19 protein-coding genes and 3 pseudogenes are annotated in these 23,676 nt (G+C 69.8%); 10 read left to right on the forward strand and 12 right to left on the reverse strand.

Annotation, left to right across the window (positions count from 1 at the left end; all coding sequences use genetic code 11):
- The first annotated feature begins 222 nt into the window (after window positions 1-222).
- On the forward strand, window positions 223-1,200 hold the full coding sequence (locus ACFV7R_RS10190; protein ID WP_385262033.1) for a lytic polysaccharide monooxygenase: 978 nt from the start codon (window positions 223-225) through the stop codon (window positions 1,198-1,200).
- A gap of 64 nt (window positions 1,201-1,264) precedes the next feature.
- Here ACFV7R_RS10190 and ACFV7R_RS10195 read toward each other — a convergent pair whose 3' ends face one another.
- Window positions 1,265-2,137: an esterase/lipase family protein gene (locus tag ACFV7R_RS10195; protein WP_385262035.1), complete on the reverse strand. Its 873-nt coding sequence runs from the start codon at window positions 2,135-2,137 to the stop codon at window positions 1,265-1,267.
- A 325-nt stretch (window positions 2,138-2,462) separates the two neighbouring features.
- On the opposite strand from ACFV7R_RS10195, the pseudogene ACFV7R_RS10200 reads away from it, so the two are divergent.
- From ACFV7R_RS10200 to ACFV7R_RS10220, 5 genes and pseudogenes are all read left to right on the forward strand, one after another.
- Window positions 2,463-2,537: pseudogene (locus ACFV7R_RS10200) on the forward strand (cupin domain-containing protein); the annotation flags it as partial.
- Window positions 2,538-2,656: 119 nt separating this feature from the next.
- Entirely contained in the window at window positions 2,657-3,397 is a 741-nt protein-coding gene (locus tag ACFV7R_RS10205; RefSeq protein ID WP_129797074.1) for a VOC family protein, read from the forward strand.
- Between the two features lie 266 nt (window positions 3,398-3,663).
- On the forward strand, window positions 3,664-4,284 hold the full coding sequence (locus ACFV7R_RS10210; protein WP_385262037.1) for a LysE family translocator: 621 nt from the start codon (window positions 3,664-3,666) through the stop codon (window positions 4,282-4,284).
- Between the two features lie 454 nt (window positions 4,285-4,738).
- Window positions 4,739-5,434 carry a response regulator transcription factor gene (locus ACFV7R_RS10215; RefSeq protein WP_385262040.1) on the forward strand — a complete coding sequence of 232 codons (696 nt, stop codon included), beginning with the start codon at window positions 4,739-4,741 and terminating at the stop codon, window positions 5,432-5,434.
- Window positions 5,427-6,539 carry a sensor histidine kinase gene (locus ACFV7R_RS10220; RefSeq protein ID WP_385262043.1) on the forward strand — a complete coding sequence of 371 codons (1,113 nt, stop codon included), beginning with the start codon at window positions 5,427-5,429 and terminating at the stop codon, window positions 6,537-6,539. The genes ACFV7R_RS10215 and ACFV7R_RS10220 overlap by 8 nt, the downstream gene beginning before the upstream one ends.
- Window positions 6,540-6,695: 156 nt before the next feature.
- On the opposite strand, the gene ACFV7R_RS10225 is transcribed toward ACFV7R_RS10220, so the two are convergent.
- The 5 genes and pseudogenes from ACFV7R_RS10225 to ACFV7R_RS10245 all read right to left on the reverse strand — a co-directional run bounded on the left by ACFV7R_RS10225 (window position 6,696) and on the right by ACFV7R_RS10245 (window position 11,747).
- Window positions 6,696-7,394: a VanZ family protein gene (locus ACFV7R_RS10225; protein WP_385262044.1), complete on the reverse strand. Its 699-nt coding sequence runs from the start codon at window positions 7,392-7,394 to the stop codon at window positions 6,696-6,698.
- A gap of 65 nt (window positions 7,395-7,459) precedes the next feature.
- Window positions 7,460-7,660 (reverse strand): annotated as a pseudogene (locus ACFV7R_RS10230) (hypothetical protein); the annotation flags it as partial.
- Window positions 7,661-7,897: 237 nt separating this feature from the next.
- Complete coding sequence (locus ACFV7R_RS10235) at window positions 7,898-8,980, reverse strand: S1 family peptidase (RefSeq protein ID WP_129797077.1); 1,083 nt, start codon at window positions 8,978-8,980, stop codon at window positions 7,898-7,900.
- Window positions 8,981-9,355: 375 nt separating this feature from the next.
- A complete protein-coding gene (locus ACFV7R_RS10240) occupies window positions 9,356-10,258 on the reverse strand; it encodes a S1 family peptidase (RefSeq protein WP_385262047.1) in 903 nt (300 codons plus the stop codon).
- Window positions 10,259-10,487: 229 nt separating this feature from the next.
- Window positions 10,488-11,747, reverse strand: a complete 1,260-nt coding sequence (locus ACFV7R_RS10245; protein WP_385262050.1) for a DUF5685 family protein — start codon at window positions 11,745-11,747, stop codon at window positions 10,488-10,490.
- A 311-nt stretch (window positions 11,748-12,058) separates the two neighbouring features.
- Between ACFV7R_RS10245 and ACFV7R_RS10250 the strand changes: the two genes are divergently transcribed.
- The gene (locus ACFV7R_RS10250; protein WP_385262051.1) at window positions 12,059-12,499 is read left to right on the forward strand and encodes a cell division protein SepF; all 441 of its coding nucleotides are present in this window, start codon (window positions 12,059-12,061) and stop codon (window positions 12,497-12,499) included.
- 41 nt (window positions 12,500-12,540) lie between these two features.
- Here ACFV7R_RS10250 and ACFV7R_RS10255 read toward each other — a convergent pair whose 3' ends face one another.
- Entirely contained in the window at window positions 12,541-13,713 is a 1,173-nt protein-coding gene (locus ACFV7R_RS10255; RefSeq protein WP_385262150.1) for an acyl-CoA dehydrogenase family protein, read from the reverse strand.
- Between the two features lie 171 nt (window positions 13,714-13,884).
- The gene (locus ACFV7R_RS10260; RefSeq protein ID WP_385262053.1) at window positions 13,885-15,513 is read right to left on the reverse strand and encodes an MFS transporter; all 1,629 of its coding nucleotides are present in this window, start codon (window positions 15,511-15,513) and stop codon (window positions 13,885-13,887) included.
- 271 nt (window positions 15,514-15,784) lie between these two features.
- Here ACFV7R_RS10260 and ACFV7R_RS10265 point away from each other — a divergent pair, with 271 nt between their 5' ends.
- Window positions 15,785-17,038 (forward strand): mannosyltransferase family protein, encoded by a 1,254-nt coding sequence (locus ACFV7R_RS10265; RefSeq protein WP_385262056.1) that lies wholly within the window; start codon window positions 15,785-15,787, stop codon window positions 17,036-17,038.
- A gap of 263 nt (window positions 17,039-17,301) precedes the next feature.
- Window positions 17,302-18,348 carry a phosphatase PAP2 family protein gene (locus ACFV7R_RS10270; protein WP_385262058.1) on the forward strand — a complete coding sequence of 349 codons (1,047 nt, stop codon included), beginning with the start codon at window positions 17,302-17,304 and terminating at the stop codon, window positions 18,346-18,348.
- 79 nt (window positions 18,349-18,427) lie between these two features.
- Here ACFV7R_RS10270 and ACFV7R_RS10275 read toward each other — a convergent pair whose 3' ends face one another.
- Window positions 18,428-18,643: an I78 family peptidase inhibitor gene (locus ACFV7R_RS10275; protein WP_129797083.1), complete on the reverse strand. Its 216-nt coding sequence runs from the start codon at window positions 18,641-18,643 to the stop codon at window positions 18,428-18,430.
- A 442-nt stretch (window positions 18,644-19,085) separates the two neighbouring features.
- Here ACFV7R_RS10275 and ctaD point away from each other — a divergent pair.
- Window positions 19,086-20,759 (forward strand): annotated as a pseudogene (ctaD, locus tag ACFV7R_RS10280) (cytochrome c oxidase subunit I); the annotation flags it as partial.
- Here the strand turns inward: ctaD and ACFV7R_RS10285 are convergent.
- Genes ACFV7R_RS10285 through ACFV7R_RS10295 form a run of 3 tightly spaced genes read right to left on the reverse strand, consistent with a single transcriptional unit; the run spans window position 20,656 to window position 23,557 of the window.
- Window positions 20,656-21,696 (reverse strand): helix-turn-helix transcriptional regulator, encoded by a 1,041-nt coding sequence (locus ACFV7R_RS10285; RefSeq protein ID WP_385262060.1) that lies wholly within the window; start codon window positions 21,694-21,696, stop codon window positions 20,656-20,658. The pseudogene ctaD and the gene ACFV7R_RS10285 overlap by 104 nt on opposite strands.
- A 45-nt stretch (window positions 21,697-21,741) precedes the next feature.
- Window positions 21,742-23,028: an ABC transporter substrate-binding protein gene (locus tag ACFV7R_RS10290; protein WP_385262062.1), complete on the reverse strand. Its 1,287-nt coding sequence runs from the start codon at window positions 23,026-23,028 to the stop codon at window positions 21,742-21,744.
- Complete coding sequence (locus tag ACFV7R_RS10295; RefSeq protein ID WP_385262063.1) at window positions 23,003-23,557, reverse strand: hypothetical protein; 555 nt, start codon at window positions 23,555-23,557, stop codon at window positions 23,003-23,005. The genes ACFV7R_RS10290 and ACFV7R_RS10295 overlap by 26 nt, the downstream gene beginning before the upstream one ends.
- Window positions 23,558-23,676: the final 119 nt, after the last annotated feature.

Below are 23,676 nucleotides of genomic sequence, written 5' to 3' on the forward strand. Positions count from 1 at the left end.
CGCGGACTGCCACGGACAGTTCCACCGTTCGCCAGCAGGTGAGACAGGGCTCCCCAACCACCCTCCCTGAGCTCTCGGTTAGTCCTGCCTTAAAGGGACCATAAGGATCTCCATCACCCGCCTCCAGCAGGCGATTTCACGGTTTCTTGGGGCTAGCTTCTGATCAGCCCCCACGGGATCCCCCCGGGATTCACCCCAGTGACCGTTACGAGGAGCTCCCCCATGCCCGCACGCCGCAAGGCCGCCGCCGTCGCCACCCTCGGCCTGGCCCCCCTCGCTCTGACCGCGCTCGCCGCCGCACCCGCATCCGCGCACGGCTCGATGGGCGACCCGGTCAGCCGGGTCTCGCAGTGCTACGCCGAGGGCCCCGAGAGCCCCCGGTCGGACGCCTGCAAGGCGGCGGTCGCGGCCGGCGGCACCCAGGCGCTCTACGACTGGAACGGCATACGCATCGGCGACGCGAACGGCCGCCACCAGGAGCTGATCCCCGACGGCAAGCTGTGCAGCGCGAACAACGACGAGTTCAAGGGCCTCGACCTGGCCCGCGCCGACTGGCCCGCGACCGCCGTGAGCAGCGGCTCGTACACCTTCAAGTACCGCGTGACCGCCCCGCACAAGGGCACCTTCAAGGTGTATGTCACCAAGCCGGGTTACGACCCGTCCCAGCCGCTCGCCTGGGACGACCTGGACCTGGCCGACCCGGTGGCGACGGCCACCGACCCGGCTCCCGTGGGCGGCTTCTACACGTTCTCCGGCACGCTCCCCGAGCGTTCCGGCAAGCATCTGCTGTACGCCGTCTGGCAGCGCTCGGACAGCCCGGAGGCGTTCTACTCCTGCTCGGACGTCACCTTCGGCGGCGGCAGCGGCGAGCAGAGCGGCACGGAGAACGCCGGCGGCACCGACGCCTCCCCGGCGCCCACCGCGTCCGCCCCCTCCGAGGAGCAGATCGACGCCGGTACCGACAAGTCGACCGTCGAGAACCACGGCCACGGCGACAACGACGCCGACACGTCCGCGGAGCCGGTCGCGGCGGCCAACCAGCCCAAGGCCGCCGGTGCCACCGAGAACCTCGCCGAGACCGGCGGCGACAGCAGTACGCCGTACATCGCCGTCACCGGCGCGGCCGCGCTGGCGCTCGGCTCGGCGGCCCTGTTCGCGTCGGTACGACGGCGGGCGGTGGGCGGCCGGGCCGGCCGCTGAACCGGACTCCGGGGCCTGACCGGCGGCTCAGGCCGGTCAGGCCCCGGCGATGGCTGGGTGCGCGTCAACTGAACACCGACGCGCAGGTGGTGGGCTTCGCCCGCGCAGGATCCAGGGAGTTGGCCACCTCATGGAAGGCGATCCGGTCGAACAGCCCGATCGCCAGGTGCTCGGAGAGGTCGACCGGGCACAGGTCCTGGAGCAGGACGTTGCGCACGTTCGCCCCCTCCAGATACTGGCTGCGGTACGGCGTGGCCACCTGGTCGTACTTGGTGGCGATGACCGTGTACCGGACGCCGGGCACGGTGTCACCGCCCTCGTTGAGCTTGGTGAGGAAGGCGGAACCGGGGATCTGGTCGGCGAGGCCGGGGGTCGCGGTGGAGAGCAGGTCCTCGGCGCCCGGGAAGTACGGCAGCAGATGGGTGAGCCCACTGAGGGTGGCCCCGTGGTTGTCGGGCGCGAGGCCGATGAGGGCGTTCACCTCGGCTGCTCCGCCGAGGAACTTCAGGTAGTGGCGGGGCATCATGCCGCCCTGCGAGTGACCGACGAGGTCGGCCTCGGCGGCGCCGGTCGCGGCGAGCACCTTGTCGACGAACGCGTCGAGTTGCTCTGCCGACTTGTCGATCGGACCGAGACCGTGGAAGAACGGGACGCCCGGCAGTTGGCCGTAGTCGAGCGAGAAGACGCAGTAGCCGCGCCGGGTCAGATACGGGGCGAGGCCCAGCCAGTTGTCGACGGAGTTGCCGAAGGTGCCGTGCACCAGGACGACGGGGCGGGGGTGGGCGGCGGACGGCTTGCAGGAGTAGTCGTTCCAGCCACTGTCCGAGGTCACAGTGGCGTCGGCCGCGTGAGCGGCGGTGGCGGCGGGGAGGGTGGCGACCACGGCGGTCAGCAGCAGCGCGGCCGCCGATCTGAGCACTCGTTTCCAGGGCAGCATCGGGTGATCTCCTTGCGGCTCAAGGGGAGGTGCGATGGCCTTACGCCCTGTGATCCGGATCACGAGGATGCTGTTCACTTGTCAAGTTACGGACGAGTAGTTCAAGTGGGAAGTTACGCGTCAGTAAAAACTTCCAGTGATAACCAGTCACCAGGAGGGGCGCAGGGGGCCGTTGGGCGCGAGATGCAGCAACTGGCGGTGCAATGCGCGGACTTCAGCCTCCCCCACCAGCCCACTCCACTCCCGCACGACGTCCGCAGCCGCCTCCTCCGCAGCCCGCGCACAGGCCACCCGCACTCAGTCAGCACGACGAGCCGGACATGTCTGGGCCACCACCTCCATCGGCCTGGAGGCAGAGCCGGCCGACGGCACGCGCATCGTGCCGCCGTGGGCCAACTGAACTGCTGATCGAGGGGAGTTACACCACCGACGACCCCGGAATCACCGCCCCGGCCCGATCCCTGTTTGGCGACGGTACCTGCGGATGTCGTTGCAGAGCGGGTGCATAGGATCGCCGGCATGGCACTGCGACCTGTTCAGGTGAACATAAAGGCTCTTGACGGCTCGGCGGTCGGCCGGTTCTGGGCGGAGGCGCTCGGCTGGAGTGCTTACAGCCCCGGCGTGACCACCTACGTCGGACCCGCCGGCGGCCTCGTCTGGCCGGACCCGGTCTTCGTCTGCGTCGACGTCGTTCCCGTCCCGGAACCCAAGACGACAACAAAGAACCGTGTGCACCTCGATCTCGCCACCACCTCTGCGGCCCATCAGGCGGAATTGGTCGCGCGCCTGAAGGCTCTCGGTGCGACGCCCGCCCACGTGGGCCAGGGCAAAGTGCCGTGGACGGTCCTCGCCGACCCGGAGGGCAACGAGTTCTGCGTGCTGGAGCCCCGGGAGATCTACCGGGACACCGGGCCGATCGCCGCGGTGGTGGTCGACTGCGCGGATCCGCGGGCCATGGCCCGGTTCTGGGGTGAGGCGATGGACTGGACCCTGCACGAGGTGACCGACGACCATGCGGTGTTGCGCTCCGCCAAGGGTGTCGGCCCGTATCTCGAGTTCCTCCGCACGCCCGGCGTGAAGACCGTGCCGGACCGCGTCCATCTTGACCTGCTGCCGTACCCCGGTGACGACAAGGCAGCGGAGGTGGCCCGGCTGCGGGCCCTCGGCGCCACCGACCTCGACCTCGGCCAGGGCGACGTCCCGTGGACGTGCCTGGCCGACCCGGAGGGCCACGAGTTCTGCGTCCTCGCCCCCTCCTGACGCGGAGCCTTGACGACACCCCGACAGGTGAGCCTTGGGTGCTCATGCGCCATGGCCCCGGGTGGGTCGGGCTGCGGCGTCTCGGCCGATTCGGGCGGCGAGAGCTTGCGTGCAGGGGGGCGAGATCAGCACGCTCGCCGACCACGACACTCGGCTCGCCAGCTGAAGCGCAGGCTGGTCATCGACGGTGTCGTGCCATCGAAGGTTGGCCGGTCCAGGGACTGCCCTCGAAACGACGAGGCGATCCCGGGTGCGAGACTGAGCCCATGTTCGTTCAGCTCCTTGCGGCCATGGGTGTACTCGCTGTCCTGACCATGGTGCCCGGCCCGGACATGGCAGTGGTGACGAAGCGAGCCATCGCGTCCGGCTGGCAAGACGGCCTGCGCACGATCGGCGGCATCACAGCCGGACTGCTCATCTGGGGTGTGCTCACCGTGGTCGGCCTGGCCGCTGTTCTGGCGGCGTCCGCCACGGCCTACACGGTCGTCAAGCTGGCCGGTGCCGTCTACCTCGGCCTCCTGGGTGTGCAGGCACTGCTGCAGAGCCGGCGCAGCCGTTCGGCGAATGCGGGGGTGAGCGCCCCGTCCCCATCCGGCAACCCGTGGCGCACAGGACTGATCAGCAACGTGTTCAATCCGAAGATCGCCGTCTTCTACACGGGCTTGCTGCCCACGCTCGCGCCCTCTGGCTTCTCGCCGCATATGGGGATGGTCCTGCTGGTACTCATCCACGCGGCCCTCACTCTCGCCTGGCTCGGCAGCTACGTGCTGGTGCTGGCCAAGGCCCGCGCCTTCTTCGAGAAGCCTTCCGTACGACGCACCATGGACCGCATCACAGGTGTCGTCCTGATCGGGTTCGGGATCAAGGTCGCCGCCTCCCAACCCTGAACACCGCTGGAACCACGGCTCCGCCCCCCTTTTCCCGCCAGAGCAACCCACGGCCACTCGGACTCCGCGGCAAACGATCAAGGCGCGATGGCGCGGGACATGGACGCGAGGAAGAAGGAGGTCCGCGTCGGCGGTGCGCGTCAGTGTGCGAGTACGGAACACGACGTCTTGCGGGTCAGGCGCGACGGGCGGCTTGGGGGGCTTACCTCGATGCCCTTACGCGCGTGAGTGCGCACCGGATGCCCCGTTCCTCGGGGCGTGTGGCCGAGGGCTGCGGTGATCGCTGCGGTGACGACTATCAGGCGACGACAAGGAGCCGGTGAATCCGGCGGGGCGTTGTTCGTGCGGATGCCGGGGTTCGAGGCACGCCTTCAGTCAAGGCAGCGTGGTGTTGCCGGCACGTATGCGGTTCTCGATATGTCGACGATATGCGCCGGCTCGTAGCATCGGGACCATGCGTGTGTTGATCGTCGAGGACGAGCCCTATCTGGCAGAAGCCATCCGCGATGGTCTACGCCTGGAAGCGATCGCGGCCGACCTCGCAGGTGACGGGGAGACCGCTCTGGAACTGCTGAGCATCAACGCCTACGACATCGCCGTCCTCGACCGCGACGTCCCCGGACCGTCCGGTGACGAGATCGCCAAACGCATCGTCGCGTCCGGCAGCGGCATGCCGATCCTGATGCTCACTGCTGCCGACCGTCTCGACGACAAGGCCTCCGGGTTCGGACTCGGCGCCGACGACTACCTCACGAAGCCGTTCGAGCTGCAAGAACTCGCGCTCAGGCTCAAAGCACTCGACCGCAGGCGCGCGCACAACAGGCCGCCCGTGCGGGAGATCGCAGGTCTGCGGCTGGATCCGTTCCGCCGCGAGGTCCACCGCAACGGCCGCTACGTCGCGCTCACCCGGAAACAGTTCGCCGTGCTCGAAGTCCTCGTCGCTGCCGAAGGCGGTGTCGTCAGCGCCGAAGAGCTGCTGGAGCGGGCGTGGGACGAGAACGCCGACCCGTTCACCAACGCCGTGCGCATCACCGTCTCGGCACTGCGCAAACGCCTCGGCGAACCCTGGATCATCGCCACCGTGCCAGGCGTCGGTTACCGCATCGACACGCAACCAGAGGCCGGACACGAGGGAGGAGACCGTGGATAGGGCGCCTGGGTTGAGCGTTCGCTTCAAGCTCACCCTCAGCTACGCCGGATTCCTCATGCTTGCCGGCGCCCTACTGCTCGCGGCGGTGTGGATGTTCCTCCTGCGTTACGTCCCCGAGCGTGCGAAGCTCATCAACGCCGAGGACAACCCCACGAGTGGTGTTTTTCCCGTCCGGTCCAGCCTCCTGGACGTTTTCGCTCCGAGGGCAGCCGCAGTACTGGCGTTCCTGCTGGTGTTCGGCCTCGTGGGAGGGTGGATCCTCGCCGGGCGGATGCTCGCCCCGCTGACCCGGATCACGGGCGCCACACGCACTGCCGCGAACGGATCGCTCTCCCACCGGATCCGGCTACCGGGCCGCAAAGACGAGTTCCGCGAACTCGCCGACGCCTTCGACGGCATGCTCGAGCGGCTCGAAGCGCACATCGCCGAACAGCAGAGATTCGCAGCCAACGCCTCGCACGAGTTGCGCACCCCACTGGCGGTCTCGAAGGCACTTCTCGACGTGGCCCGCACCGATCCGGCACACGACGCCGGCGAAGTCATCGACCGCCTCCACGCCGTCAACACCCGAGCGATCGACCTCACTGAAGCACTGCTCCTGCTCAGCCGCGCCGACCAGCGGTCCTTCACCCGAGAACACGTCGACCTGTCCCTCCTGGCGGAAGAAGCCACCGAAACACTCCTTCCTCTCGCCGAGAAACGTGGCGTCACCGTCGAAACCTCCGGCGACATCACCCCCACCATCGGCTCACCCGCGCTCCTGCTGCAGCTGACCACGAACCTCGTGCACAACGCGATCGTCCACAACCTGCCCGAACAGGGCACCGTGTGGGTGAATACCAGCGTCCATCCCAGGGCTGTGGTGCTCACTGTCGAAAACACCGGCGAGAAGCTCACCACACAGCTGGTCTCGACACTCACCGAACCATTCCAGCGCGGCACCGCGCGCATACACACCGACCACGCAGGCGTCGGCCTCGGCCTGGCCATCGTCAAAACCATCACCCAGGCACACGACGGAACACTCACTCTCACCCCGCGCTCGGCCGGCGGGATCCGCATCACTGTGGAACTGCCCGCGATATCCCCGCACACCGACAGGTGACGAATATCGAATTCATTCGAACGTCTCCGGTAGCCAATGAACCCGGACATTCCGGGGCCTGGCGGCGGACCATGATCAATCTCAGCGTCAACCACGGTTCGACTGATCCCCGCGGCCGAGGTAGCGGTGCACCGAGGCCAGCGTACCGCGCGCGGCTCAGCGCCCCGGTACCGGGGCCGATCGAGGTCCGTCCGACGACGCTGTGGCCGTAGCGCGCCACCAGCGGCGCGACGCCAGCGCGGCCAGCCCGGCGCCGGCGGTGTTGAGCAGTACGTCGTCCACGGAGGACACCCGGTCCAGCCGCAGGACGTACTGCGCGGTCTCGACCAGGACCGAGCAGCCCGCCGCGAGCGCCAGGACCCGCGGTACCGACGCCAGCGCCGCGAACCGCAGCGGGGCGAGGAATCCCAGCGCCGCGAACACCAGCAGGTTGCCGACGACCTGACCCGTGTCCATCGCCAGCAGGTCCCGCAGCGGTACCAGGCTCACGACGGCGCCGGCCTCGTCGCCCGGCAGCATGATGATCCAGACCCACGGCATCGTCCCGTAGACGATGCCGACCTCGGCCAGCGACATCCGCCACGCCGACGTGACGCCTGCGGCCCTCCGACGGCGTGCCAGTGCCCACACCGTCGACGCGGCCAACGGCAGTACGGCCACCGTGATGAGTGCCACGCCGTTGAACGTACCGAAGAAGACGTGCCACCCCGGCCTGCGCAGCGGCATGGACAGCATCCTCAGCACCGTGCCGAACGGGCCGAACGCAGCGATCGCTGCACCGAGGATCGCCAGACCGGCGATCACGATCCTGCGCGTACGACGGGCTGGGGCTGACAGTGATGTGCTGTGGTCCATGCCCGCATTGAAGGCGGAGGACTGTATCGCGGGCGTATGCGTTTTTCGATGCGCCCGCGATACGACGCGGTCTTCCGCCCGCCGGAGAGAGGGAGTTGGGCCCCATCCCGGCTCCGGACGGCCCGGTGCAGTTCGGTCAGGTGCAGTTGCAGATCACGGCGGTTGGCGCCGAACGCGTCCGACGCGCCCCCGCCTGAGCAAGCCTTTGGGCGGTGCCGATGCCGAGGTCGTCCTCGGGGCCGAGCAGGACGGTGAGGCCGTCGGCGATGGGGGGCCCCCGCTCGAGCGTCTTCGAGAGTGGGGGACAGCGGAGCGGGGCACAGGGGGTCGACTCGTCGATGAAGGCACCGCCGCGCACCGGAGTACGGCGCCTTCCCCGTCGTACGGACGCGTCGGGCTCGGGCCCCTCCACCGCCAGGTTCACGCCGAACAGCAGACGGACGCCCGCATGCGGAAGTCCCGCCCCTCGCGCGCGGGGCGGGACTTCGCAGGAACGGAGTGAATCAGCCGATCTCGGTACCGGTCGCCGACAGGGCCTCCGTCACCGGCTGGAAGAAGGTCTCCCCGCCGGAGGTGCAGTCGCCGCTGCCGCCGGAGGTGAGGCCGACCGCGTTGCTGCCGGAGAACAGCGAGCCGCCGCTGTCACCGGGCTCGGCGCAGACGTCGGTCTGGATGAGGCCGTTGACGATGTCGCCGTTGCCGTAGTTCACGGTGGCGTCCAAACCGGTGACCGTGCCGGAGTGCACCTGCGTGGTCGAGCCGCTGCGGGTGACCTCCATGCCGACCGTGGCCTCGGCCGCGCCCGAGATCGCCTGCGTGGAACCGTCGTAGAGGTTGACCTCGCTCGGGTGGTCGACCTCGGCGGTGTACTTGACGAGGCCGTAGTCGTCACCCGGGAAGCTGGAGGCCTCGTTCTCGCCGATGACGTTGCCGGACGAGTCCGACCAGGTGGAGATCCCCTCGGTGCAGTGGCCCGCGGTGAGGAAGAACGGCTCCCCGCCCTTGACCACGTTGAAGCCGAGCGAGCAGCGCCCGCCGTCGCCGGTGATGGCGTCGCCGCCGGCGATGAAGGGCTTGAACTCGCCCTTGGTGCGCTGGAGTTCGGCCGTGCCGCCGAGCTCCTCGACAACCGCCGTCAGCTTCTTCCACTCGGCCGCGGAGACCGTGCGGTCGGCGGTCACGACGACCTTGTTGGTGGTCGGGTCGGTCACCCAGGAGGTGCCGGGGATGGTCGCGTCCTGCTTCAGGGTCGTACGGGCGCCCTTCAGTTCGGCGAGGGAGTTCTCGACGATTCTGGCCTTGGCGCCGGCCTGCTCGACCGTCTGTGCCGCGGCCTCGTCGAGCACGTTCACCACGAGGCTCTTGGCCTTCGCGTCGTAGTACGTTCCCGCCGCGTCCGCGCCGAGGTCACGGTCGAGCGTCGAGGCGAGCTTTCCGGCCGCCAGGGCCGACAGCGTCTTGAGCGCGGGCGCCTCCGGGGTCTCACTGGCGTTCGCACTCTGCAAGGTGACTCCCGCGGCGACCAGTGCGGCGATGCCCGCACCTGCCACGGCGGCCCGCCGCCTGGGTATGCGTCGGTGCTTCAACTCACGTCCTCCTGTGGGGGGTTGGTCCGGGAGGCTGTGGGGGCCTCACGGACCAGAAGGTGTGTGGACTGGGCGCCCACTATTCCGACACCCACAGGGAGCACACAAGGTCGACTTCAGGACGCGCGTACGACAACTGGCGTGCGCCCCATACGCCTTGTGCAACTTGAACGTCCACGGTCACGCCAGCGCGATTCGCAGTGCAAACACTACGCGCGAGTAACCGGTATGCATTGAGTGAGGTCTAGTCCTGTCCGAAACTCGACCCTTCAGGGAGTGGAACAAGGGCGAGCCCCCGCACACGAGTTGCGTGCGGGGGCTCGCTTGCCGCCGGCTGCGGATCAGGTCACACAGGTACCGATGACCGGCTGAACGTCAGTAGACGCTGACGCCGTAGGCGCTCAGGGCCTCCGTGACGGGCTGGAAGAAGGTCGTACCGCCGGAGCTGCAGTTGCCGCTGCCGCCGGAGGTCAGACCGTACGCGGTGCCGTTGCTGCCGTAGAGCGGGCCGCCGGAGTCGCCGGGCTCGGCGCAGACCGTGGTCTGGATCAGGCCGGAGACGATGTCGCCGCCGCCGTAGTTGACGGTGGCGTTGAGGGCGGTGACCCGGCCGCTGTGCGTGCCGGTGGTGGAACCGTCGCGGATGACGGTGGTGCCCACGCTCGGCGTGGCCGCGCGGGTGATGTCCACGCCGTTCGCGGTGCCGGGCCTGCTGACGGACCCGGAGTACCGCACGATGCCGTAGTCGTTGCCCGGGAAGCTGGAGCCGGTGGTCGAGCCGATGACCGTGGTGCGGCCGGAGTTGGAGTACCAGGTGCCGGCGCCGTCGGTGCAGTGACCGGCGGTCAGGAAGTACTGGGTGCCGCTGCTGTTCTGGACGTTGAAGCCGAGGGAGCAGCGCCAGCTACTCGCATAGATGGCGTCGCCGCCCTGGATCAGCTTGTTGAACTTGCCGGGGGTGCGCTTGATCGTCAGGGCGTCGGCGTCGGCGCCGGCCGCCTTCTTGATCTTCGCGATCTCGGCCGCGGAGACCGTGCTGTCGACGGTGAGCAGCACGCGGTTGGTCTTGCTGTCGACGGCCCAGGCGGTGCCCGGGACGTCGGCCTTGAGCACCGAGTTGCCGGCGCTCTTGAGCTCGGTGGCGCTGAACGTGGCGGTGTCGGACGCGTTCGCGCTGGGGATCGCGATCGCGGCGGCGGCCACAAGTCCGGTGGAAACGGCGATCAGCCGGGTCCGTCTCGTTATGCCGCTGCGGGGGGTGGTGCGCTTGATCCTCACTTTTCGTTCCTCCACATGGGAAGTAGGGGGCCCGCGTGGGGTCGGGGCCCGTGAGGCGCAGCCAGCGGCCGCGTGCCCGGATTCCGAACACGCCGTGCCCCTGACAAGCGCTGAGGGGGAGTATTCGGGGGCACGGCCGACGGGCGCAAGAGCGCCTTTCGGCCGTCAATCTTTGAACGAGTTACGGGAATTGGCCACCGCTGCCCCACCGTCGGAGCACAGCAACCGTTCAGCAGCCGTCGCAGGGGCAGCAGCAGTCGCAGCCGCTGCAGTTGCAGTCGCAGTCACGGCAGCAGCCCTCGCGCTTCTTGCGGGACCAGGGGCCCTCGTACTCTTCCGCGCAGCACAGCTTGCAGGTGCAGCACAGCAGCCAGAACATCCCGCAGCCGGCCCAGAACCCACGCCGTCCCTTCGGCGGCTGAGCGGCCGGCCCACCGCCGAACCCGCCGAAGTCACCACCGCCACCACCGCCGGGCGCTCCCCCGCCGCCCGCATAAGGGTTTCCGCCCGCATAAGGGTTTCCGCCCGCGTACGGGTTCCCGCCGGCGTACGGATTCTGCGGTGCCCCGTACGGCCCCTGCTGTGGCGGCTGGCCATAGGGCCCGGGCTGGTGGGACGCGCAGGCGGGCACCGTGCCGAACGCCCGGTCCACCGAGCGCCGCAGCTCGTGCACGAGCAGCAGGTGCGCCAGCCGGCCGTCCCTGAACTCCACCTCCCGCAGCGCCAGCCGCACCCCGTGCACGGCGTCGTCCGCGAGCCGCCGCGCCTCGGCGAGCGAGGTCCCCGTGGCCGTCAGTGGGTTCCAGGCACCCGACGCGGCGTCAGTCTCCTGGTCCTCCACGGCGTCCAGCAGATGCGCCAGCCGTCCGAAGAGCCGGCCGGCCTCGGCGAGCGGTGCGGCGTTGCCCGGCCGGCCCGCCAGGATCGCGGTGTGCGCAAAGGCCGCGGCCGTGGCGGTCTCGGTCGGCTCGGTGACGGTCAGGATCGACGTCCCGGGCCCGGCGAGCGCCTCGATGCCGACCTGCCGGTCCACGGCGTCGACCAGCACCGCCGTATCGAACCCGACCACCGCTGCACCACGAGCCCCCGCACGCCCCCACCCGTCGGCGACCCGGCGCGCGGCGAGCGCCACCGGCCGACGGCCCAGCAGCCCGTCCCCGTCGGCGACATGGTCGCGCACCTTGGCCGACGCGAGCACCAGCGAGACGGCGGCCGCGAGCCGGGCCCCCTCACCCTGGGCGACGGACGCGGTCCGCATCCCGCGCAGCGGACACGGCCCCGCGGTACGCCGCCACCCCTCGGCGTCGGCCCGCGCGGCCTGAGCCTCCGTCAATACGGAGATGAGAAGCCCGTCGTAGTTCGTCACCACCCGGGCGAACTGTCCATGGTCACTGCGCAGCGCAAGACACAGTCCGCACAGATGCGCCATCCACTGCGTCTTGAGCCGTTCCCCGAGCCGGTGGCTGCACGGCCTGACGATTCCGAACACGACGATCCCCCGTGATGCGTGCGACATTGAGCAGCCGCATCGTATCGACCGATTTTCACATCGGTCGCCCGCCTTGGTTCACCCGTACGCCCCGTCCCTCACCCGTACGCCATGAAGAATCATATTTCACTCACAGTCAGCAGCTGGACCTGGCAGGACCCTTGGGGCACCCGGGCTCTCGACGGATTCGCTGTGCACCAGTACCGTCACAAACCCCCCGCGCGGCGTCTATCCACTTGGCGCACCGTCCGCATCATGGATGACCATAGAGATGCGGAAAGCGAGAAAGCCCGCTGTGAGAGGAGGCGTCCATGGGATCGGTGCGCAAGGCGAGTGCGTGGCTCGGCCTCGTCGACGACAACGATGACGAGCGTTACTACGACGACGACGAGTACTCCGAGGGGACCGAGTCCAGGGACGCCTGGGTCACGGACCCCCGGGTGAAGGTGGCCACGGACACGGCCGAGGAGAAGGGCCGCCGGATCGGCACGGTCACCCCGGACAGCTTCCGGGACGCCCGCGCCATCGGCGAGCTGTTCCGGGACGGCGTCCCGGTGATCATGAACCTGACGGCCATGGAGCCCGCCGACGCCAAGCGCGTGGTGGACTTCGCGGCCGGCCTGATCTTCGGGCTGCGCGGTTCGATCGACCGCGTGTCCAACCGTGTGTTCCTGCTGAGCCCCGCCGACACGGAGATCATCAGCGGGGAGTCCGCCGCCCACCGGGCGGACGGCTTCTTCAACCAGAGCTGAGGCAAGGCCGCTCACCGGCCTGCCCTTTCCGGTGCGACGGATCACCGGAAGGCATCGACTCCGGTGAGCGCCTTGCCCAGCACGAGTTGGTGCATCTCGACGGTGCCCTCGTAGGTGAGCACCGATTCCAGGTTGGTCGCATGCCGCATCACCGGGTACTCCAGTGAGATCCCGTTGGCCCCGAGGATCGTCCGGGCCGTACGGCAGATGTCGATGGCCTCTCGTACATTGTTGAGCTTGCCGAAGCTGACCTGTTCGGGTCGCAGCCGGCCGGCGTCCATCCGCCGCCCCAGGTGATGGGCGAGCAGAATCCCCTTGTGCAGTTCGACCGCCATGTCGGCGAGTTTGGCCTGGGTGAGCTGGAACCCGCCGATGGGCCGCCCGAACTGCTCCCGCGTCTTCGCGTAGTCGACGGCGGTCTCGAAGCAGGTCCGCGCCGCGCCCATGGCACCCCAGACGATGCCGTACCGGGCATGGGAGAGACAGCTGAGCGGACCGCGCAGTCCGGTCACGTCCGGCAGCACGGCATCCGCGGGCAGCCGCACGTCGTCGAGAATCAGCTCGCTGGTGACGCTGGCCCGCAGCGACCACTTGTGCCGGATCTCGGGCACGGAGAACCCGGGGGCGTCGGTGGGTACGACGAACCCGCGGATGCCCTCCTCGGTCTGCGCCCACACGACCGCGACCCCGGCGACGGACCCGTTGGTGATCCACATCTTGCGCCCGCTCAGGACCCAGTCGCCGCCGTCCCGCTTGGCATACGTCCGCATCGAGGCGGGGTCGGACCCGTGATCGGGTTCGGTGAGCCCGAAGCAGCCGATCACGTCACCGGCGGCCATGCCGGGCAGCCACCGCTGCTTCTGCTCCTCGGAGCCGAACCGGTGGATGGCGTACATGGCGAGCGATCCCTGCACCGACACCAGGGACCGGATCCCGGAGTCGGCGGCCTCGAGCTCCAGACAGGCGAGCCCGTACTGCACCGCACTGGCCCCGGCGCACCCGTACCCGCTGAGCGACATCCCGAGCGCCCCGATACCTCCGAGCTCCTTGGCCAGCTCCCGGATCCCCGGCAGCTCGCCCGCCTCGAACCACTCGGCGATGTGCGGCAGCACCCGGTCCGCGGCCCAGCTGCGCACGGTGTCCCGGACGGCCAGATCCTCGGGGTCCAGCAAGTCGTCGATCCCGAGCGGATCGAACGGATCGAAGGCGGGCAACTTCTCGGGCTTCTCGGGCTTCGCGGACTTCGCGGACTTCGCGGACTTCGGGGACTTCGAGGACACCGACACCCTCCGGGCAGCTCAAACTAGCACCGCTAGTCACGGACTCGGGGTGACGTTACGACCCGAGGGCCTGCGGAGCAACCACCCGCAGGCCGCAGGCGGCGCTCAACCCCCGCGGGCGACGTCCACCGGGGGTGCATGGGTGGGAGACCCGACGCCGGCACGAGGCGACGGCACCTCCACAGCGACCGTCTCGTACTGCATGGCCCGCGGCAACCGCAACGCCATCACCGCCCCGAGCAGCAACAGCCCCGCACTCACCAGCAGCGTCACATGCAGCCCATGCACAAAACAGTCCCGAGCCGCCTTCCGCAGGGCATCCCCCGCCGGTCCCCCGAGCCGCCCGGCGACGTCATACGCCTCCCCCAGCGAATGCCCCGCCGCAGCCGAGGCCGACGCCGGAACCCCCGGCACGGACGTCAGCCCAGGCGTGTACGCCGCATTCATCACGCTTCCGAGAAGCGCAATCCCGATCCCCGCCCCCAGCTGGTACGACGTCTCCCCGATCGCCGCCGCGCCCCCCGCCTGCTCCGGCGGAGCCTCGCTCAGCATGGACTCGTACGCCCCGAACAGCGTGGTCTCCAGCCCGAACCCGAGCAGCACGAACCCGGCCAGCAGCAGCCCGGGGTTGTCCTGCTGCCCCATCGCGGTCAGCAGCACCACGGCGAAGGCCGTGAGACAGAACCCGCAGGACACCATCCGCCGCGGCCCGAACCGCCGCAGCATCCGCGCCCCGAACAGCCCCGCAGCCATCGCCGCGAACGTCAGCGGCACCAACCGCAGCCCGGTTTCCAGCGGCGACAGGTCCAGCACCAGCTGCAGATACTGCGCCGCGATCAGCTCCAGCCCCACCAGCGCGAGCATCGCCAGCACAATGCACCCGACCGACGTACTGAACGCCGGACGGGCGAACATCCGCAGGTCGACCAGCGGATGCTTGCGCCGCCGCTGCCGCCGTACGAACAGGACGACCAGCGCGACCCCCACCACGAGCGGCACCACGGTGAACGCGCTGTCCACCGGCTCACCGCCACCGAGCCGCTTGACCCCCAGCACCACCCCGAACAACCCGGCCGCCGCCATCAGCGCACCGGCCACGTCCCAGGGCCCGTCCCCCGCTCCCGTCGACTCGGGCAGCAGAAGTCGCCCCACCGGCAGACTGACCAGCATCAACGGGATGTTGACAAGGAACACCGACCCCCACCAGAAGTGCTCGAGGAGGAAGCCGCCGAGAAGGGGCCCGACCGCCGCGCCGACCGCGGCCACCGCACTCCAGACGCCGATCGCGAGCGCCCGCTCGCGCCGGTCGGGGAAGACCTGCCGCAGGATCGACAGCGTCGCGGGCATGATCATCGCGCCGCCGACGCCGAGCAACGCCCGCGCCACGATCAGGACCTGCGCGGTGTCGGCGACGGCCGCCATGGCGGAGGCGACGCCGAACAGGGCGTAGCCGAGGAGCAGGATCCGTCTGCGGCCCACCCGGTCGCCGAGCGTGCCGAAGAGGATCAGCAGCGAGGCGCAGACGAGCGGGTAGGTGTCGACGATCCAGAGCAGTTCTATCGCGCTGGGCTTGAGGTCCTCGGTGACGGCGGGCACCGCCACGTGCAGCACGGTCGCGTCGACCGCGACCAGCAACAGGCTGGTGCAGAGGACCACGAGGACGACCCAGCGGTTGGCACCGGCCCCGGCCGCCCGACGGCGCAGCCCGACGGCAGCCGTGGTCGTCCCGGACATGTACGTACCTCCCAGATGTTCCCTCGCTTCGGCGGGCTCACGGGAGTGGGGACTCTCCCGTGACTCGGCCGGAGAGGAGCGGTGGTCTCCGGCCCGCGCAACGATCGGCGAGTGACACGTCAGCGTACGCGAGTCCGTACCGTGATCTAGTGGCGGACCTCTCATACATATGGCGGAACAGTGTGGCGTACGCCACTACCGTCGCCCGCTGTCGCCCCCCGTCACGCCGCCGCCGGCCGTACGGCCCCGCGCGCCGTCGATAATCGAGCCCGTGACCGATCTTGAAACGCCTGTGGCACGCCGCGGCTCCGCGGCCCTGCGCCGGGCGGCCCCGGCCCTTCTCGGGTACGCGGCCGTCCGTGCGCTGGGACTGCTCGCGCTGGCCGGATGGAGCGCGGCGCGGGACAAGAGCGCGTACACGCTGCTGACCGCCCGCTGGGACGCGCTCTGGTACACCCGGGTCGCCGAACTGGGCTACGGCTACGAGGTGCGTCTGCCGAACGGCGACGTGCACTCCGACCTGGCCTTCTTTCCCCTCCTCCCCTGGCTGGAGCGGCTGCTGCACGCGGTGACCCCGCTGTCGTACGCCGTCGCCGGCTTCGTCGTCAGCCTGCTCGCCTCGCTCGCGGCGGCGTGGGGGATCTTCGCGGTCGCCGAGCATGTGTACGGCCGTCGGGCCGGAGTCTGTGCGGTGCTGTTGTGGGCGGTGCTGCCGGTCGGGATCGTGCAGTCGATGGCGTACAGCGAGTCGCTGTTCACGGCGCTGGCCGCCTGGTCGCTGTACGCGGTCCTGACCGGTCGCTGGCTCACGGCGGGCTCGCTGGCCCTGCTGGCGGGACTGACCCGGCCGGTGGGGCTCGCCGTGGTCGCGGCGGTGTGGGCGGCCGGGATCGCCTCGTTCGTACGAGCACGAGACCGGGACCTTGCTCCATCCGTGCGGTACCGCAGCGCGGCGCCCGATCCCGGCGCACATGCCCTGTCGCGCGCCGCCTTCCCCTCCGGGGGCGCGGGCATCGAGGGCGCGTCGGCCGGGCGGCGCGCCCTCGGCATGCTCCTCGCGCCGCTCGGCGCCGCCGGGTACGTCCTGTGGGTCGGCCACCACACCGGCAAGGGTCCGCTCGGCTATCTCGACGTCCAGGCGGGCTGGCGCAACGGCTTCGACGGCGGGTACGCCTTCGCCCGCTTCGTCGCCGAAAAGTTCACGTCGTTTCCGTCGGCCCTGGCCGGCCTGGGGCTGGTCGTCGGGGTCGGGCTGGTGGTCTGGCTGTACGTCGTCTGTGTCCGGCAGCGCCAGCCGCTTCCGCTGCTGGTGTACGCGGGGGTGGTCACCGCGCTCGCCCTGTGCGCGTCCAGCTACTTCGGCTCGAAACCGCGCCTGCTGCTGCCGGCGTTCCCGCTGCTGCTGCCCCTCGCGCTCGCCCTGGCCGGACTGCGCACCACCGCCGCCGCGCTGGTCGTGGGCGGGGTCGCGGCGGCGTCGGCGGCCTACGGGGCCTTCTGGCTGAACGGCTCCGGTCCGCCCTGACCTGCTTCGATCGCCGGTTTTTATTGCCGGGTTATTGCCAGGTTATCGACCGGAAAAGTTCTCCCCAGTGCCCGGTGAACGGTTTCATAAGCGGCTGAAACACTAGGCCATGGGCCGCTCAAAGAAATTGAAGGGAAGGTCCCCGAGGGATTGCAGAATCCCCGGAAATAAACCCCTTCCTGAGAGAAATCCCACATCACATCGTCATTACAAACCCGGTGATTGGGCGGGGAACTGAGCTCACTCGCTGTAACGTCGATTGTGTGCGTACCGAACCAACGCTGACCCGGCTCGACCGGATCTTCGCCCGACTGGACCGTGAACCCGTGCGGCCGGTCCTCGACGTGCCGCGAATGACCCGGCACCGGGTGGTGCTTTTCGGCGCGACTCTCACCTTCTACCTGACGATCGTCCTCGCCGTGGTGACCACCTCGTGGCTGGTCCGGTTCGACTGGCAGGCGATGCTGTTCCGGCCCTACCAGCAGTGGTCCGGGATCCACGCCTTCCTGGACTACTGGGTGGTCCTCGGGCAGCGCGGTCCCACGGCCGTCATGGTCGCCGCCTGGCTGGGCTGGCGCTGCTGGCGACAGCACACACTGCGGCCGCTGCTGGCGTTCGGCGCGGCACTGCTGTTGCTGAACGTGACCGTGGGTGCGGTGAAGTACGGCCTGGGCCGCTCGGGCCCGCACTACGCGACCGAGGTCGGCTCCAACGAGATGTGGCACTGGTTCCAGGCCGGAAGCGACATATTTCCCTCGGGACACACCGCGAACGCCGTCGTGACCTGGGGCATCCTCGCCTATCTCGCCACCTCGCCACGCGCCCGGCGCTGGCTGTCCGCGCTGTCGGCGGTGCTGTCCCTCAGTGTCGGCCTCACCACCGTCTACCTGGGTACGCACTGGCTGAGCGACGTGCTGCTGGGCTGGGCCGCGGGTCTGCTCATCCTGCTGGCGCTGCCGTGGTTCGAGCCGCTGATCGCCCACGCCGAGGCCCGGCTCCTGGACCTGCGCGGCCGCTGGCTCGCCGGCGCGCGGCGTACGGCTCCGCAGGCCGCGCCCGTCCCGGCCGAGGTTCCCGCGGTGCTCACCCCGTGCCCGGTCGCCGAGGAGGAGGCAGCACCGGTGCGCGAGACCCTCTCCCCGTCGGCGGCGGCCCGCACCACCCGGGCGCCGGTCTATCTGGCCCCGGGCCCGCACAGCACCCGCGCGGAGCGCACCCCGGTCACTCCGGCGGGCAGCCGCCGGCCCCCGCACCCCGACCGTCTCCCGCGCGGCCCGGCCTCGACCGCCCGCCCGGTCACGGGCGGCTGACCGGCCGGGCGGTACGCACGGCGAAGGCCCCGGTTCCTCCTGGAGGGAACCGGGGCCTTTCGTCATGCACCGTCGGCCGTCAGCCCTTCCAGGAGCGCGCCACCACGCCGTCCTTGACCTCGAAGTTCAGCCGGCCCACGCGGTACTCCATCGTGATGATCGCCCCCGGCGGCAGCGAGCGCACCGTCGACCAGCCGCGCTCGCGCGCGAGTCGCTCGGCCGCGGCCTCTTCGAGGCCGATGTACGCCTCGGGACTGTCGTCGGGTTCCGCGGGAGGTGTGGGAATGGGTGCCATGCCGCCACGCTAGGCGCTGCACGGCGGCCGGGGAAGTCGGCCGGGGAAGCGGAGCCCGTGCACCGTGGGTCACTGATCCCCCTGCGGTCACACTTCTGTCACAAGATCACGACACGCGTTTCGGTGGAACTCCATCACCCGAACGGACGGATCCGTACGCCTTGCGGCGGCATCCGAACACAATTCCCGTGTGTCTCCACAACTCCTCGAATTGCCCGGCGAAGAGTTTCTGAAGAACCGTCCCCGGATCCCATTCCATTCCATTTTCGGGCGGACCCGCGGGGAGTCGGCACAACACAGGAAATACCCGGTTCCGACACAGACTCCCCGTACGCCCCCTGTCGCGGTACCCGGCCGCGCGAGCATCATGGCGTGGGCCCGCGGGTACGCGTGGCGCGGGCTCGGCGGGCCCGGGCGCGACGAGCGAAGGGGCGAGCGAGGCATGGGGACGGAGACCGTACCGGCAGCGGCAGGACCCGTACGGACCGGGGCGCGCGGCGAGGTGATCGTCGACTGGCTGACCACCACCGACCACAAGAAGATCGGCCACCTCTATCTGATCACGTCGTTCGCGTTCTTCCTGATCGGCGGGGCGATGGCGCTGGTGATGCGCGCCGAGCTGGGCCGTCCGGGGCTGCAGATCGTGAGCAACAACGAGTTCAACCAGTTGTTCACGATGCACGGCACGATCATGCTGCTGCTGTTCGCGACGCCCAGCTTCGCCGGATTCGCCAACGAGCTGATGCCGTTGCAGATCGGCGCCCCCGACGTCGCCTTCCCACGGCTGAACATGCTGTCGTACTGGCTGTTCCTGTTCGGCGGGCTGATCGTGCTCGGCTCACTGCTCGTACCCGACGGGCCCGCCGCCTTCGGCTGGTTCGCCTATGCGCCCCTCAACAGCATGGAGCGCTCGCCCGGCGTCGGGCCCGACCTGTGGATCATGGGCCTGGCTCTGGCCGGCTTCGGCACGATCCTCGGCGCGGTCAACTTCATCACCACCATCATCGCCATGCGCGCCCCCGGCATGACGATGTTCCGGATGCCGATCTTCACCTGGAACACGCTGTTCACGTCGATCCTGATCCTGATGGCGTTCCCGGTGCTGGCGGCCGCGCTGCTGTGTCTCGAGGCGGACCGGCGGTTCGGCTCGCACATCTTCGACGCGGCCAACGGCGGTGCGCTGCTGTGGCAGCACCTGTTCTGGTTCTTCGGGCATCCCGAGGTGTACATCATCGCGCTGCCGTTCTTCGGCATCGTCACGGAGATCATCCCGGTCTTCAGCCGCAAGCCGATCTTCGGCTACACGGCGCTGGTCGGCGCGACGATGGCGATCACCGGTCTGTCCGTGGTCGTGTGGGCGCACCACATGTTCGCCACCGGGGCGGTGCTGCTGCCGTTCTTCTCCTTCATGAGCTTCCTCATCGCCGTGCCGACGGGCGTGAAGTTCTTCAACTGGACCGGGACGATGCTCAAGGGCTCGCTGTCCTTCGAGACGCCGATGCTGTGGTCGGTCGGTTTCCTGGTGACGTTCCTGTTCGGCGGTCTGACCGGGGTGATCCTGGCGTCGCCGCCGATGGACTTCCACGTCACGGACTCGTACTTCGTGGTGGCGCACTTCCACTACGTCGTGTTCGGCACCGTCGTCTTCGCGATCTTCGCCGGGTTCTTCTTCTGGTGGCCCAAGTTCACCGGGAAGATGCTCGACGAGCGGCTCGGCAAGATCCAGTTCTGGACACTGTTCATCGGCTTCCACACCACGTTCCTGGTGCAGCACTGGCTGGGTGCGGAGGGCATGCCGCGCCGCTACTCCGACTACCTCGCCGCGGACGGCTTCACCGCCCTGAACACCGTGTCGACGATCGGCGCCTTCCTGCTCGGCCTGTCGACGCTGCCGTTCCTCTACAACGTCTGGAAGACCACCAGGTACGGCAGGAAGGTCGACGTGGACGACCCCTGGGGCTACGGCCGCTCCCTGGAATGGGCGACCTCCTGCCCGCCGCCGCGCCACAACTTCACGACGCTGCCGAAGATCCGCTCCGACTCCCCGGCGTTCGACCTGCACCATCCCCAGTACGCCGGGCTCCAGCAGCACCCCGTTCAAGAGCCCGGCTCAGACGGTCCCGTGCCGTCCTGATCGCCTCCGTCAGCCCGTCCGGTTCCAGCACCTCGAACTCGAATCCCATCAGCGTCACATGAATGACCATCACCTCGAGGCTCGCGGCCCCGGTGCGCAGGATGCAGGCGTCGTCGCCGTCGGCCTGAAGCGTCCCGGCGGACGGCGAGATGTGCTCGGCGGCCTCCTCGACGGGTACCAGCAGCCGGATTGCGGCGTGCGTGGCGTACGCGCGCGTGGAGACGCCTTTGGAGACGTACGCGGCCAGGTCCTCGGCGGGCGGGGTGCGCGGGGCGAAACGCGGGCCGTGCGGGGGCTTGGGGGTGATGCGGTCGACGCGGAAGGTGCGCCAGTCGTCCCGGTCGAGGTCCCAGGCGATCAGGTACCAGCGGCGCTCGGTGCACACCAGGCGGTGCGGTTCGACACTGCGGCGGGTGGCGGCGCCCTCGTGGTCCAGGTACTCGAAACGCAGCCGCTCCGCATCCCGGCACAGGCCCGCCAGCTCCGTCAGCACGGCCGGGTCGACGGCGGCCGGCTGCGGGCTCCCCAGCATCGGCACGGTGAAGGCGTTCAGGGCGCCCACGCGGCGGCGCAGCCGGTTCGGCAGGACCTGCTCCAGCTTGGCCAGGGCCCGTACGGAGGTCTCGCCGATGCCCTCGATGCCCTGTCCGGCGGCCGTGCGCAGCCCGACGGCGACCGCGACGGCCTCGTCGTCGTCCAGCAGCAGGGGCGGCAGCTCGGCACCCGCGCCCAGTGTGTAGCCGCCGCCGGTGCCGGGGCTGGCGTTGACCGGGTAGCCGAGCTCGCGCAGCCGGTCGACGTCCCGGCGCACGGTGCGCGGGGTGACGCCGAGGCGGTCGGCCAGTTCGGCGCCGGACCATTCGCGGTGGGCCTGGAGCAGCGAGAGCAGGCGCAGGAGGCGGGCGGAGGTTTCCAGCATGGGTCGAGTCTGTCAGCCGTTGCGGACAGGTGCGGTCCTGAAGCGTCACGGCTCGTACGACAGCAGCGGCACGTCGAAGCAGGTGCTGTTCATGTCCCCCTGGGAGACCCAGCCCCGGCCGTCCTGCCAGCGGGCCACCGACAGACAGTTCCTGCGGGTCCGCGGCGGCTCGGGCAACGGCCTGAAGGTGACGGGGAGCAGCAGGCCGTCCGCGGTGTAGCCGTCGCTGCGGTGCACGAAATCGTCGACGCACGCGCGCGTGATGCCGGTCGGGGAGCAGGACCGCGCCGCGTCCGTGAACCACTTGGCCGCCGCCCAGCCCTCCAACTGCCACTGGGAGTGCGCCGGCAGCGACTCGGTGGCGTCCCGGAACTCCCGTACGGCCTCGTTGCCGGTGTCCTGGTGGTTGCGGCTGGACCCGGTCGCCCACAGGGCGTTGCGGCAGCGCGGGGCGTCCCTGTAGTCCTCGGGGACGGTGGACGTCCAGTTCTGCACGTTGGTGACCTTGGCGGTGACCTCGGCGCCGACGTCGTCCATCGCCTTGCACAGACGGGCGTTGCCGTGGCTGTCGATGGCGTCGAAGACGAGGTCGGCGCCCTGCTGCTTCAGGTCGGCGGCGACGGCACGGAAGTTGGGCAGCGCGAAGTCGACCTGCTCGGTGACGACCTCGTATCCCTCGGCCTTCAGGCCCCGTTCAACCAGCCGCGCGTAGGCGGCGGACGCGGCCTGGTTGTACGAGACGACGGCGGCCGTGCGTGCCCCGTGCTCGCGTTTGAAGTAGCGGTAGACCTCCGTGCCACCGTACAGCTTCCCGTCCCAGCCGGGCTTCCCGTCACGGGGCGCCTGGCTGCCGTAGATGCCGTACAGGTGCGGGTAGGTGTCGTAGGCGGCGCCGATGGGCTGGCCGCCGATGTCGGGCACACGCGCGCGGGAGACACGGGAGGCGCCGGCGTAGTCCAGGGCCGTGGTGGCGACGAGGGCGACGACCCGGTCCTCGTCGATCAGCCGGTGCACGCACTCGTTGTTGCCCACGCCGCTGCCGCCGTCGTCGCACCGGCGCACCTCGACACGGCGACCGTCGATGCCCCCGCGCGCGTTGAGGCGGTCGAAGTAGGCCTGGGCGCCGTCGCGCGGGCCGGTGAAGGCGTTGCCGCCGACCGGGCTGGTGACGCTGGTGATGATGCCGACGCGCAGGGGCTCACCGGTGGCCGGGGCCGTCGTACGCCTGTCGTGCTCGAAGTCGCTCTCCGGAAGGCGGCTGCCGCAGGCTGTGCCCAGCAGGAGCAGCAGGGCCGCGGCGGCGGCCTCAGCAGCCCGGCAGGGGCGTCGCATTGCCGGTCTGGTTCAGGGCGACGAGTCCGCACAGGGTCCTGACCGACACCTTCCAGGTGCCCTCCTGCTCGACCGCGGTACCGGCGGCGTCCGGCAGGGCGGTGGCGCCCTGGAGGGTCAGCGTGTACGTCACGTTCGCCTCGGTCGCCGAGGTGAACTCGACCTTGTCGACCTTCGCCTGCACCTGGGAGCCGCGTTCGTCGCCGCTGAAGGCCTGCAGCACCGGGGCCATCCGGTCGCCGTTCTCCAGGAAGTTCTGCTTGTCCTCCAGGGAGGTGGCCGGGTCGAAGAACTGCTGCCAGTTCTGCCTGATCTCCCGCTCGGCCGCGGCCGTGTCGGCGGGCGCGCTCGCCGCCTGATCGGTCGGTTGCGTCTGCTCCACGGCCGGCGTCGGAGGGGGACTGTCGCTGCCGCCGCCCTCGTCGTCGCTGCACGCCGCGAGGGCCGGGGCGAGGAAGAGGAGCAGGGCGGCCGCCAGTGCCGCACGCCGTCGCGCGTTCCCCCGCCTGAGGTCGCTCCCGAGAACCATCTGGCTCACCACCGGGTGTCGGTCCGGGCCGTGCACGCCGCTTTCAGCGTCAGCTTCCGGAAGGCATAGTGCAAGTCCGTTGGCAGACTTGGACATACAGCCAGACACACCCAGACACA

Origin of the sequence: Streptomyces sp. NPDC059866 (assembly GCF_042731325.1) — a bacterium.
Lineage (GTDB): Bacteria > Actinomycetota > Actinomycetes > Streptomycetales > Streptomycetaceae > Streptomyces > Streptomyces flavusporus.

Excerpts from the sequence above, each read along its gene's own strand:
- ACFV7R_RS10210 (WP_385262037.1), top strand. The coding sequence starts at position 3,664 with ATGTTCGTTCAGCTCCTTGCGGCCATGGGTGTACTCGCTGTCCTGACC.
- ACFV7R_RS10285 (WP_385262060.1), bottom strand. The coding sequence starts at position 21,696 with ATGCTGGAAACCTCCGCCCGCCTCCTGCGCCTGCTCTCGCTGCTCCAG.
- ACFV7R_RS10260 (WP_385262053.1), bottom strand. The coding sequence starts at position 15,513 with ATGTCCGGGACGACCACGGCTGCCGTCGGGCTGCGCCGTCGGGCGGCC.
- ACFV7R_RS10275 (WP_129797083.1), bottom strand. The coding sequence starts at position 18,643 with ATGGCACCCATTCCCACACCTCCCGCGGAACCCGACGACAGTCCCGAG.
- ACFV7R_RS10250 (WP_385262051.1), top strand. The coding sequence starts at position 12,059 with ATGGGATCGGTGCGCAAGGCGAGTGCGTGGCTCGGCCTCGTCGACGAC.
- ACFV7R_RS10290 (WP_385262062.1), bottom strand. The coding sequence starts at position 23,028 with ATGCGACGCCCCTGCCGGGCTGCTGAGGCCGCCGCCGCGGCCCTGCTG.
- ACFV7R_RS10295 (WP_385262063.1), bottom strand. The coding sequence starts at position 23,557 with ATGGTTCTCGGGAGCGACCTCAGGCGGGGGAACGCGCGACGGCGTGCG.
- ACFV7R_RS10190 (WP_385262033.1), top strand. The coding sequence starts at position 223 with ATGCCCGCACGCCGCAAGGCCGCCGCCGTCGCCACCCTCGGCCTGGCC.
- ACFV7R_RS10205 (WP_129797074.1), top strand. The coding sequence starts at position 2,657 with ATGGCACTGCGACCTGTTCAGGTGAACATAAAGGCTCTTGACGGCTCG.
- ACFV7R_RS10215 (WP_385262040.1), top strand. The coding sequence starts at position 4,739 with ATGCGTGTGTTGATCGTCGAGGACGAGCCCTATCTGGCAGAAGCCATC.
- ACFV7R_RS10225 (WP_385262044.1), bottom strand. The coding sequence starts at position 7,394 with ATGGACCACAGCACATCACTGTCAGCCCCAGCCCGTCGTACGCGCAGG.
- ACFV7R_RS10195 (WP_385262035.1), bottom strand. The coding sequence starts at position 2,137 with ATGCTGCCCTGGAAACGAGTGCTCAGATCGGCGGCCGCGCTGCTGCTG.